The sequence below is a fragment of the Marinobacter sp. UBA2498 genome (assembly GCF_002341575.1).
GTDB lineage: Bacteria > Pseudomonadota > Gammaproteobacteria > Pseudomonadales > Oleiphilaceae > Marinobacter > Marinobacter manganoxydans.
The window spans coordinates 4,070-15,311 of record NZ_DDOI01000047.1 but is presented as its reverse complement, the minus strand read 5'-3'; the positions used below and the strand labels follow the sequence as shown (position 1 = coordinate 15,311).

Here is an 11,242-nt window from a genome sequence, read left to right as displayed (position 1 = left end):
GAGACGCCGTCACAATTCGGGAAATCGTTTCCTCGAGCGTTTGCAGGAAGGTGTTGACTGCGTCGATGAAGTCACCGATCTCATCGGGACGGCCCGGAGTGAGTCGGGTTGAGAGGTTGCCGTTGTTATTGGCGATGTCATCGAGGTAACCGAGAATTTCAGTCTTGGCGCGTTTCACGCTGTTGCCCATCAAACGGCTCATCACAATCGCAACAATCAATCCGAGTACGGCAGAGACCAGGAAAGCTGCCAGAGTAAATTTCAGAGCTAGATCGGTTTCGGCGGTTGCCTCATCGGCCTCTTCGTCCAGGGAGGCAAATATACTTGCTTCAAGTTCCCTCGCCATGCTCGCAATTTCCGGTCCCAGCACGTCCAGCTTCTGGGATTTAACGTTGACGAGAATGCTCTGCTGCTCAAGCATTTTCTGAACAGCAGCTCGGTAGGCTTCCAGTTCCTCAACAACGGTGTTCAGGTATACCTGAACAAATTCGGGACCATTCTCGGCATCAATCAGTTCGAGGGCGTCAGACAGATCTTCAATGGCCCAACCGAGGGCTTTTTGCGAATCCTCGTCGCCAGTTGCCAGGTACCGCTCGGCAGTCATCCGCATGATCAACGCATCGTTAAGGAGTTGCTCCAGACCGGCTCTCAGTTCGCTGTCTGGCTCACGGTTGGCAACGCCATTTAATGCAAGCCTGAGGGCTTTTGTTGCGTTAGGTCCGTGCACATCCAGTTGTTCTGCAATAATGCTGAGTACCTGACGCTTTGCCGGAACCAAGACGTTCCTGAAAGACTCAATGTACTGATTGGTTGTATCTTCAATCCGATCAACGAGGCTCGCTCGCTCGGGCTCCTGAATGTCCTCCTGAGCTTTGGCCATGACCGCTCTGAAATCCGTTTCCATCTCGTCAAACCGTTCCAGGGTTTCCTCGTTGCCCGTGGAAAAGTAATCGAATACCCGAAGGCGCATTCGATAAACGCTGATGACCGACTCAGTTCCAATGGCCGTTTCTGGCGCAAGATCGCGGGCGACCGTGTTCATACGCTGGTCGAGTGCCTGAAATTCGTTCACGCTGAAAAAGGTGACAGAGGCGAAGAGGAGAAGAACAAAAACAGGCGCTATCAATAGCTTGCCCGGGACACCTAATTTTCGTTCTAAGGATTCGAGAAAAGAGGAAGCCAAAGCGTAGTCCTTCTATTAATTTGTTTTAACAGGTAACGGCACGGTTTCTCAAAACTGAAGCTGTGTTTTGCCTCAGGTAGAAGCATGCTCAGTCCTTGGATTACGCGGGTAGTAGCGTTCGGGAAGTCGCTCGATGTGGGGAAAGAACCGGGTGTCCTTGTAAGGCATCTTCATAAAGCCTGATACACCCAGGCCAGTTATCTGCTCGACTGCCGAGAGAATGTCATCCAGCAACCGGCTGAACTCCGATTCTTGCTCAGGGTCCAGTAGCCGATAGTGGCTATGGATTTTGAGATGGCGGGGCAGGGCTTCGAAGATGATCATGCCAGTGTGGTGAATAGCGTTGAGTTCTTCGAGGGCGTGAATAATGGTGTCGGGTAACACCAGGAATTCCTCCGGGTCCGGGCCGTCCTCGAAGTAAGAGTGGACCCGGCTTTCGTCTTCAACCTCAGGCGCGGGGCTTACCTCGTAGTGCAATTTCATATCGGGTGATACAACAAAGGGGTGGGTTGGTTCATCGCGATCAACGTGCAAGGTATTGCGGGCGTTGAACAGACAGCTTTTGAAAATCCCCTTGCGGTAAATGGCCTGGGCCAGGAAAACCATATTGTTGACGGCCTGCACAAACGCCGACTTCAAGGCAGGATCGTGCAGATTCAGGGAAGTGTCGATGTAGATGCCATCGGTTTCCCAGCGCACGGCCAGTCCACCTTCCACCGGGTAGCGCCCGAGCCGGCTCACGGCTGCCAGAAACGCCTTTTCGGTTTCGCCCATGCCCTGCATGAAATTCTTGTAGTAGCGGTCCAGCTGTACGTCATTGACGTCGTTGAGGGTTTCCGGTGCGCCTTCCTCCCTGAGAAAGGATTTACGCGAGCTGTAAACCACGGTGTCAATTTCCTGGTCAGAGGCACGCACCCACACGGGTACCTGGGCCGCGACCGGGGTTTCCGGCAGATCGATCATCACCGTGCGGGCCATACGCGGCATCTCTGTCAGATAGTAATCGCCGGCCTTACGGCGAGTTTCCGGATCCGGTGACAGCATGCCATCCAGCATGCGCGCGAATTCCATGGGCAGGCCCAGTGAGGTGGCCGGGATGGCCCGATGGCCAAAGCGGCAGGATTGGGCTGACGCCAGGGCATAGAGCGTGCCGGCTGCTCCCTGTTCATCGAAACGGGGAGACGACAGCCCGCCGTTGAGCTGTTCCTCGCCGATAAAATACACATCCCCGAGCCGTGCGTTTGTTTGCTGGAGGTTGTCGGACATCAGCTCCATCACGTTGGCGGTGATGAATTGCTGGTTGGCGTCCAACTGAGCAAACACGGAAGAGCCCCAGTCAATCAGGGCAATGTTTTCAGTGCTGGCGTCGAAGACCAGATTGGAAGGTTTGATATCGCCATGAACGATTGGCCTGCCGGCCGGTCCATTTTCACGGCGAAGGTTTCGCAGGGTGTCGGCCAGCTGGTCCGCGATGCGCATGATGAGCCGTGGTTTCAGACGACCATCACGCAGGGAAACCTCTTCCAGATTTAATCCGGCAGCACGCTCCATCACCAGAATCGGCTGGTTATTGGCTCTTTGGTAGGAAATCAGCCGTGGCACCCTGGGATGGCGGACCTGCTCCAGAATGTAGGCTTCATCTTCAAGCCGGTCCTGAAGATGCCGAGGCAGGTTGATGCGGGTGAATTTGAAAACATGTTCCGGGCCCCCGGCTGCGGTGCCGGGCAGGCGGCCTGAGAATACAAAGCCGTAAGCACCCTTGCCAATCAGCTCTATGTTCTGGTAGCCGAGTTGGCGGAGCTGGGCGGCGCAGAGCGCCACCCAGTCTTTGAGCTTTTTGGCATCATCATGGCTGAGCAGGTAGATCGACTGCTCTTCGGGTATGTAGAACTGCTGCAGTTGCGTCTTCTGCGCCATGATGAAACGTCAGCCCATATGCAGGAGCATGGTTTGGGGCGATTCCAGGTAGCCCTTCCAGCGGTTGCAGAATCGGGCGATGGTGCCTCCGTCGATAATGCGATGGTCGCCGGCCCAGCTCACGGTCATGATGGCGCGCTCCACCACCTGGCCGTTGGCGTCAAACCGGGGCAGTTTCTGTGTGCGCCCAAGGGCAACGATGGCCACTTCCGGCGCGTTGATAATGGGCGCGGTGTAAGTTCCGCCCAATGCGCCAATGTTGGAGATGGTAATGGTGCCGCCCTTGAGGTCTTCCTGGCTGACGCGGCCGGATCGGGCTGCTTCGGTCAGGCGCGCAACCTCGTCGGCAATGCCCAACAACGAGAGGCTTTCCACGCCTTTGATGTTCGGCACCGTCAGGCCGGCTTTTCCATCCACCGCCATACCGATATTGCACTGGGGCAGGTAGTGAATCTCCGTGACGTCATCGTTGAGCTGGCTGTTAAGTACCGGGAATTCCTGAACTGCCAGGGCCATGGCCTTCATGAAGAAGGGCATGAGCGTCAGCCTTGAGCCCCGCGCTTCTGCCTCCGGTTTCAGTTGTTCCCGCAGCTTGAGCAAATCGGTGACATCAATATCCTCGCTGTAGATAAAGTGAGGAATGGTGGTGGCCGATTTGACCATGCTTTTCGCCATCGCAGCTTTTATTCCGCGGATGGGTTCGACTCGTGCTTCCTGTTCGGCGGCAGGCGCCCTGCGGGCACTGCTGGTGGTGGCCGTTTGCGCATCGTCGGCGGGAGCCTGGTTCTGTGCCTGGACGTGGGCCTGTTTCGGGCCTTCCTCGATATGAGCCAATACATCGGCTTTCAGCACACGGCCATCTTTGCCGGATCCCTGAATATCCGAGAGGTTGAGTTCATGCTCCCGTACGAGGCGGCGAACGGCAGGGCTGGCCGGAATACGCTGTCGGCTGGCCGCAGCGACAGGCGAGGCTGTCGCGGTTGAGAGTTGAGCCGCGGGCTCCGGTTTGATTCTAGCTTCCTCCGGCTCTTCACGATCCCGGGGAATGAACGCAAACAGCGGGGCATGAACCTTGGCCATGGCCTGCTGCTGGTGATAAAGTTTGGTGACGCGCCCGGCTTTAGGGGCGGTAATCTCGACCATGGCCTTGTCGGTCATAACATCCACAACAGGCTGGTCTTCCTCGATTTCGTCACCTTCGGCAACGCGCCATTCCACCACCTCGCACTCAACGATACCCTCGCCGATATCCGGCAGGATAAAGTCTTCGGTGGCGTTATCTTCCGATTCGGCGCCGGAGGCCGGCTTTTTTTCCGCCTCGGGAGCCGGCTTTGCTTCGGCAGGTTCCGGAGAACTGGCCGCTGACGCCTGGCCACTGCTTTCGCTTTCATCCACCAGCTCGAACAGCGGGGCATGGACTTTGGCGATGTCGCCTTCCTTGTAGTAGAGGCGTGTCACGCGGCCTCTGTAGGGTGCCGGAATCTCCACCAGGGCCTTGTCCGTCATTACCTCGGCGACCGGTTGATCTTCTTCAATCACATCGCCTTCGCTAACCAGCCATTTGACCAGTTCACATTCCACGATACCTTCGCCGATATCGGGCAGTATAAAATCACTCATAGTCACTCTCCTGTCCTGATATCAGCCTAGAATTCAACGCTCGCCCTGATGGCCTCATAGACCTTCAGATGGTTGGGCAGGTGCTCTTTTTCCAGCACCAGCGGGAAGGGGGTGTCCATCCCGGTTACCCGTGCGATCGGAGACTCCAGATACAGGAAACAGCGCTCCTGAATCGTGGCGGCGATTTCACCGGCGAATCCGCCGGTCAGGGGAGCTTCGTGGGTGACCACCAGCCGTCCGGTCTTGAACACGGAGTTGGCGACGGTTTCCACATCCCAGGGCAGAATCGTCCTGAGGTCGATGACTTCGCACGAAATGCCATCTTTCTCGGCCCGTTCCACGGCCTGGTCAATCACTTCCATCTGGGCGCCCCAGCCCAGAACCGTCACGTCCGTGCCTTCCTTGGTGACTTCGGCTTCGCCCAGGGGCAGGCGATAGTCTTCATCCGGCACTTCACCCACCGAGGCCCGGTACAGGCGCTTGGGCTCAAAGAACAGGGTCGGGTTGGGATCGTGGATAGCGGCAAGCAGCAGCCCTTTGGCCTGATGCGGGTTGCGCGGTACTACGATTTTCAGGCCCGGGGTATGGGCAAAGTAGGCCTCCGGTGACTGGGAGTGGTACAGGCCGCCGGCAATGCCGCCGCCGTAGGGGGCGCGAATGGTCAGTCCGCCCACGTTGAACAGGTTGCCTGAACGGTAGCGGAACTTGGCGGATTCGTTCACGATCTGATCGAAGGCCGGAAAAATGTAGTCGGCAAACTGGATCTCGGCCACCGGCACCGAACCCTGTGCGGCCAGGCCGTTGGCAAACCCGATGATGCCTTGCTCTACCAGAGGCGTGTTAAAGCAGCGGGCTTTGCCGTATTTCTGTTGCAGGTTGCTGGTGGCACGGAAAACACCGCCAAAGACGCCGACATCCTCACCGAAACACAGCACTCGCTCGTTTTCCGCCATTGCGGTGTCGAGGGCATTGTTGATGGCCTGGAGCATATTCATCTTGGTCATCTCAGGCCCCTCCCTTGGCGTGTTCGGCACTCTTCGGGTATTCGTCCGGGTACCGGCGGATATGCGCCTTTAGTTTGTCGAACTGCTCAGCCAGGGCAGGTGGCACCTCGTCGTAGACATCGCTCACCAATGATTCAAGCGGCGGTGGTGGCCGTTTCTGGGCTCGCTTCATGGTTTCGAGCACTTCCCGGCGCATGTTTTCCTGGAGCTGCTTTTCGTCGTCCTCGCTCCACCATTTCTTGCTTTCCAGCCAGAGGCGCATACGCAGAATCGGATCTTTCTCGCGCCACACGGCTTCTTCATCCTTGCTCCGGTAGCCGGATGGATCGTCGGAGGAGGAGTGGGCAGCCAGGCGATAACTCATGGCCTCAATCAATACGGGGCGGTTGTGTTCCACGGCGAGCTTTCGGGCCTCCTGCGTGGCCTGATACATCGCAAGAATGTCGTTCCCATCCACCCGGATCACGTCCATCTTGTAGCCGTAGGCCCGGGGTGCAACGCCGTCGGCAGCAAACTGTTCGGCGGCCGGCGTAGAAATGGCATACCCGTTGTTGCGGCACAGGAAGATCACCGGTACCCGATGAACCGCAGCCATGTTCAGGGCAGCATGAAAGTCGCCTTCGGAGGCGGCGCCTTCACCAAAATAGGTAACCGTGCAGAGGCCTTCGCCTCGCAGTTTCTGACCATAGGCATAGCCTGCGGCCTGGGGAATCTGGGTGGCCAGCGGCGAGGAAATGGTCATGTAGTTCAGCTTCTTCGAGCCATAGTGGACCGGCATCTGGCGGCCCTTGCCATAGTCCATCTCGTTGCCGAACAACTGGTTCATGAATTCATCAATGGTAAAGCCGCGGTAGGCCAGGGCACCTTGCTCCCGGTACTGCGCCATGATCATGTCGCCATCATCCAGTGCTGCGGCACTGCCGATCACGGCAGCTTCTTCGCCCGTGCACTGCATGTAAAAGCTCAAGCGGCCCTGCCGTTGGGCAGCAAGCATTCGCTCGTCAAGAATTCGGGTAGTGACCATGGCCCGGTATATACGGAGGGCCTTGTCTTTGTCGAGATCAGGAGCTTTGGCGCTCTTGTAGAGCTTGCCGTCCTGTTTCAGGAGCTTGAAGGTGGGAATCCGGAACTCCGCACCGTCGGTAAACACTGGGGAATACACAACTTTGGACTTTGTTGTTGTCATAATCCTCTTCCTGGGGTAGTGGCCTGAGGAACAAACACTCCTTGTGGGAGTGTAGTTAATGTCATTGTAGACAGCCTGGCGAAATCTGGTGTGATTCCCGCCAGTTCATGTTTACCTTAACGTAAACTGCGAAACAGGGGTAGACCCTTCTGTTCAGAAATTTCCTTTGTTAATGAACGCTCGGCACGCGTTTTCCGTGTCTGCCGAAGCGTGCTACCGTCAATACACACACTTTTCCAACCTTGTTCAGACATTCGACTCACGTGGGTAGGTTTTAATGAACGTAATCATCATTGGCGCAGGGATCATGGGCACAACTTTCGCGACCCTCGCGAAAGAACTGGCACCGGAACTGGATATCACCATTCTCGAAAGACTGGACGGCCCCGGGGCAGGCAACTCCTGGGTGTTCAATAACGCCGGAACCGGGCACGAGGCGAATTGTGAGCTGAACTATACGCCGGTGGACGAAGAGGTTATTTCAGTCGAAAAGGCGGTGAAGATTCACGCTCAGTTCAATGTGGCCAAGCAGTTCTGGGCGTACCTGATCCAGAAAGGGGCCATCAAAGACCCCAAATCGTTTATCAACCAGACCAAGCACTGCACCATCGTCTCCGAGCCGTCTATTCAGGAACTGAAGCTCCGGTTCAATGAGATGTCGTCCCACCATTTCTTCGAACAGATGCGTTACTCCGAGGATTTCGACGAGATCAAGAGCTGGATTCCATACACCATGGAGGAGCGGCCCAGACACGAGAAAATGGCGGCGACCGTTATCGAGACGGGCACGGACGTCAACTTTGGCGCCCTCACAGAGCAAATGGCCAAGCATGCTGTTGACGATCTTGGGGTGAAAATTGAATACGGGACGCACGTCAAGCGAGTGCATCGCAGCCCCGCCGGAAGCTGGCTTGTGGAAACCCAGAGCAGGGGCGTTGATCGCCACTACAAGGCCGACGTTCTTTTCGTCGGTGCCGGCGGCGGTGCCTTCCCGATCCTGAAAAAGAGTCACTTGCCTTTCGCGCGCCGCTTCACCGGTTTTCCCGTCGGCGGACGGTTCCTGCAGGCCGAGATCACCGCCGAACAGGCCGAGCAGTACAGAGCGAAAACTTACGGAAAGGCGAAAGTGGGTGCGCCTCCGATGTCCGTTCCCCATCTGGACCTGCGGGTTTCGGATGATAGGTATTATCTTCTGTTTGGTCCTTTTGCCTCGTTTAAACCGGTGCTGGAGAGGGGCCGGGGGTTCCTGGACTACCTCCGATCCATGCGCCTCCACGATATCCCGAGCTTGCTGAATGTCGCCATTGAGCACTTCCCGTTGGTCAAATATCTGGTTTCAGAGACCTTCAAGGGTGAAAAGAGCATGTTCGAGGAGCTGGACAGTTTCGCACCGGGCATGAGCAAGAAGTTCAACTGGAAAGCGGTTGAGGCCGGGCAGCGGGTTCAGATCATCCGCGATGGAGATCTGCAAATGGGTACAGAGATCCTCGTCTCGAAAGACAAGACCTACGGCACGCTCCTGGGTGCATCGCCTGGTGCGTCGGTATCGCCGGAAGTCATGCTACGTTGCCTTGAACAGCTTTTGCCGTCTATTTTTACCAGTGAGGAAGCCGGCAAAAAGAAAAAAGAGATATTCCCCGAGGACAATCTGGATTTCCTGGCGAAAAATCCCGAGCGTTACCGGGAGATCCGGGATGCCGTCAATGAACGGCTAGGGATCAAGCAGTCGGCATCGCAGCAGGACTGACCAGGCCAACAAACAGCAGGGAGATTTTCATGGACAGTAGAATCAGTGTGACCTCGCCCCTTGTAATCCTTCACGGCGACGAGATGGCTCAGGTTGCGTTTGAACACATTCTCAAGAAGTTTGTGAGCTCACGGCTTGATATTCAGCTTGAGGAAATCGATCTGTCTGCGGAAAACCGGCTGCTGACCAATGGCCAGGTGGTTATTGATGCCATCGATTCGCTCCAACGCCACGGAGTGGGTGTAAAGAACGCTGGCATGACGGTAAACCGCTAGCAGTTGGAGGACTTGCTCAGGAAACACCCGGATGTGGATGGCGAAAATCTGCACCCGCTGGCGACCAAGTCCCCCAATGGTGCGATCCGCAAGGGCATCAGTGGCAATATTACCCGCGAGGATATCCAGTTCCGCAACCTCAACATCCGCCGCCCCCAGTGGGTCGGGCGTGACATTGAGGTGGATACCATGGAATTCGGCGGCATCAAGGACAGCTTTAACCAGCTTTCCCTGGCAACCGGCGTGGTCAAGCTGATGTTTGTGGGCAGCAGCGGCGACCCGGTAGAGCTTCATCGGCGAGAGATTCGCAAAGGCGATCCGTGGCTGCTTGCGACGAATGACATCGAGGATGTGAAAGCCTGGGCGCATCGCTTTTTCCAGCGTGCAATCGCAGAAAAACGAGACGTATACCTCGGCCTCAAGGATACGGTGATCCCCGGCTACGATGGGGCCATGCGCTCGGTGATCGAGGACATCTATCACAGTGACTACAAGAAGCAGATTGAAGACCTGGGGCTGAATTACTACTACGAACTGATTGATGCCCAGGCAGCCCGCATTGTTTCCAATCCGCCGGAGCGTGCGCTCTGGGGTGTGCCGGATAATACCACCGGGCGAAAGCTGCTCAAGCTGGTGAACCAACTCAAGGAATTCGGCATTCCAGGCCGCGGGGCTCATGTGTCCATCTCACGGATGAGCGCTGGGGGCGGCGACCAGTATGGTAGCTTCAACATGGCGGCCAAGGAGGATGGCATTCTCAAGGTGATCGTCGACGGTGACGAGAAGCATGCCCGCCGGGTCAGGAAAGGCGACCCGATGCTGCTCATGTCCAATGACCGGGAAGCCATCAAGGACTGGGTTCTGCAAGTCTTCCGGGATGCCTCCCGCAAGGACAAAGAGGTGTATTTTGGTCTCAAGCGCGAGTACATGGAGTACGACGAAGTCTACAGCGAGGTCATTACCGAAGTGCGCAGGGAACTGGCCAGCGAGCATACACCGCCGCCCTCGTTCATGATCATGCGGCCGTCCAGCCAGCTTAAAAAGATGATCACGGATCCACCGAGAAATGCGCTTTATCCCTCCCAGAACCTCGACGGCGATATCTTCTCGGACATTTCCGCCGCTCTCGGGGGAAGCCTGGCGACGGCCAGTTCAATCATCGAGAGCAAAGACGGAACCATGCTGTTCGAGGCACCCCATGGCACCGCCCATGATCTTTACCTGAAGTATCTCGAGAGCGACGGTAAGGTAGCTCATTTCAACCCGTCGGCCCTGATTTTTGCGCTGGGCAACGCTCTGGAAACCCTGGGTGAGCGGGAAGGCAACGAGCCTTTGAGCCAATACGCCGTTCAATTGAAAGCGGCATTAACCGACACGGTGGACAGCGGCATCGTTACTGCCGATCTGAAAGGAAAAACCGTTGATCCGGAGTCTGAACAAGTGGTGGATATGATTGGCTTTCTGGAGGCGGTGGAAAAAGCGCTCCAGTGAGCGTCTGAATCATCGGAGCGCCGGCTTTCCAACCGTATTTGACGATATTGCCCTGAATCAGCATGCCGCCAAGCTTAACGGTTCCCTGAAAAAGTTAATGGGGAGGAAAAACGAGTATTCTGCTTTGGTAGCCTGCAGAAAGTGCTAAGTTTTTGTTATGACCATGACCATGACCTTTCGATAAAGGATAGTAAACATGATGCGAAGCGAATTTCTTCAGGAATTGATCAAGCAGCTCTCGCCAACACTGGATTCGACAACTTATGTCTACTGCACGGTGCCAAAGGCAAAGTACGGTGAACTGGAACACCTCAAGCCCATTGTCAGCATTGCCGAACTGGAAGGCCTTACCCTGGTCATTCCTCTAGATGAGGCCAAGACCGAAGGCCTGGACTACTACAGAGTATTCCGTCGCATCACTCTGGAGGGCCACTCCAGCCTTGAAGCTCTCGGGCTCACATCTGTCGTCACAAGCCTATTGGCTGAACGGGGCATTACCACTAACGTGATAGCAGGGTTCTATCACGATCACATGTTTGTGCCTAGCGATCGCATTGATGAGGCGATGAGAGCGCTTAAAGAGCTTGCCAGTAATCCGGGTGGCTAGCTTTTATGAGCCAGCGAGTTGGTTGTCGTTCTGCTTATCAACCACCTGAGTTTTGCAGGCGGCGTATCTCAGTGTTACGGCCAGAGCGAAAAATGCAGCCAAGCCGCCAAATAGGGTGATCACAGGGATGACGTTCATAAGTTTGAAAACCTCCAATGGTTTTTCGATGGATCCTGCTTCCGTTTTGCAGAGGCTTCTCCCATCGATCAGTT

10 protein-coding genes are annotated in these 11,242 nt (G+C 56.0%); 4 read left to right on the top strand and 6 right to left on the bottom strand.

Features of this window, described 5'->3' with window-relative positions; translation table 11 throughout:
- The 5 genes from B2W52_RS05410 to B2W52_RS05390 all read right to left on the bottom strand — a co-directional run.
- Positions 1 to 1,042 (bottom strand): methyl-accepting chemotaxis protein (locus B2W52_RS05410; protein WP_286801787.1); only part of this gene is annotated, 1,042 nt, incomplete at its 3' end.
- A gap of 213 nt (positions 1,043 to 1,255) precedes the next feature.
- Positions 1,256 to 3,100 carry a protein kinase domain-containing protein gene (locus tag B2W52_RS05405; protein ID WP_273069386.1) on the bottom strand — a complete coding sequence of 615 codons (1,845 nt, stop codon included), beginning with the start codon at positions 3,098 to 3,100 and terminating at the stop codon, positions 1,256 to 1,258.
- 9 nt (positions 3,101 to 3,109) lie between these two features.
- Positions 3,110 to 4,720 carry a dihydrolipoyllysine-residue acetyltransferase gene (locus tag B2W52_RS05400; RefSeq protein ID WP_273069387.1) on the bottom strand — a complete coding sequence of 537 codons (1,611 nt, stop codon included), beginning with the start codon at positions 4,718 to 4,720 and terminating at the stop codon, positions 3,110 to 3,112.
- 26 nt (positions 4,721 to 4,746) lie between these two features.
- Positions 4,747 to 5,724, bottom strand: a complete 978-nt coding sequence (locus B2W52_RS05395) for an alpha-ketoacid dehydrogenase subunit beta (RefSeq protein ID WP_273018426.1) — start codon at positions 5,722 to 5,724, stop codon at positions 4,747 to 4,749.
- A 1-nt stretch (position 5,725) separates the two neighbouring features.
- The gene (locus B2W52_RS05390) at positions 5,726 to 6,910 is read right to left on the bottom strand and encodes a thiamine pyrophosphate-dependent dehydrogenase E1 component subunit alpha (RefSeq protein ID WP_008171137.1); all 1,185 of its coding nucleotides are present in this window, start codon (positions 6,908 to 6,910) and stop codon (positions 5,726 to 5,728) included.
- Between the two features lie 277 nt (positions 6,911 to 7,187).
- Between B2W52_RS05390 and B2W52_RS05385 the strand changes: the two genes are divergently transcribed.
- The 4 genes from B2W52_RS05385 (at position 7,188) to B2W52_RS05370 (ending at position 11,030) form a co-directional block, all read left to right on the top strand.
- Entirely contained in the window at positions 7,188 to 8,657 is a 1,470-nt protein-coding gene (locus B2W52_RS05385; RefSeq protein WP_273069388.1) for a malate:quinone oxidoreductase, read from the top strand.
- A 29-nt stretch (positions 8,658 to 8,686) separates the two neighbouring features.
- Positions 8,687 to 8,932, top strand: a complete 246-nt coding sequence (locus tag B2W52_RS05380) for a hypothetical protein (RefSeq protein ID WP_286801784.1) — start codon at positions 8,687 to 8,689, stop codon at positions 8,930 to 8,932.
- Positions 8,933 to 8,944: 12 nt separating this feature from the next.
- Positions 8,945 to 10,423 (top strand): isocitrate/isopropylmalate family dehydrogenase, encoded by a 1,479-nt coding sequence (locus B2W52_RS05375; RefSeq protein WP_286801783.1) that lies wholly within the window; start codon positions 8,945 to 8,947, stop codon positions 10,421 to 10,423.
- A gap of 196 nt (positions 10,424 to 10,619) precedes the next feature.
- Positions 10,620 to 11,030 (top strand): ACT domain-containing protein, encoded by a 411-nt coding sequence (locus tag B2W52_RS05370; protein WP_008171134.1) that lies wholly within the window; start codon positions 10,620 to 10,622, stop codon positions 11,028 to 11,030.
- 3 nt (positions 11,031 to 11,033) lie between these two features.
- On the opposite strand, the gene B2W52_RS05365 is transcribed toward B2W52_RS05370, so the two are convergent.
- A partial coding sequence (locus B2W52_RS05365) for a hypothetical protein (RefSeq protein WP_286801782.1) occupies positions 11,034 to 11,242 on the bottom strand: 209 nt, incomplete at its 5' end.

Excerpts from the sequence above, each read along its gene's own strand:
- B2W52_RS05390 (WP_008171137.1), bottom strand. The coding sequence starts at position 6,910 with ATGACAACAACAAAGTCCAAAGTTGTGTATTCCCCAGTGTTTACCGAC.
- B2W52_RS05380 (WP_286801784.1), top strand. The coding sequence starts at position 8,687 with ATGGACAGTAGAATCAGTGTGACCTCGCCCCTTGTAATCCTTCACGGC.
- B2W52_RS05400 (WP_273069387.1), bottom strand. The coding sequence starts at position 4,720 with ATGAGTGATTTTATACTGCCCGATATCGGCGAAGGTATCGTGGAATGT.
- B2W52_RS05370 (WP_008171134.1), top strand. The coding sequence starts at position 10,620 with ATGATGCGAAGCGAATTTCTTCAGGAATTGATCAAGCAGCTCTCGCCA.
- B2W52_RS05385 (WP_273069388.1), top strand. The coding sequence starts at position 7,188 with ATGAACGTAATCATCATTGGCGCAGGGATCATGGGCACAACTTTCGCG.
- B2W52_RS05395 (WP_273018426.1), bottom strand. The coding sequence starts at position 5,724 with ATGACCAAGATGAATATGCTCCAGGCCATCAACAATGCCCTCGACACC.
- B2W52_RS05405 (WP_273069386.1), bottom strand. The coding sequence starts at position 3,100 with ATGGCGCAGAAGACGCAACTGCAGCAGTTCTACATACCCGAAGAGCAG.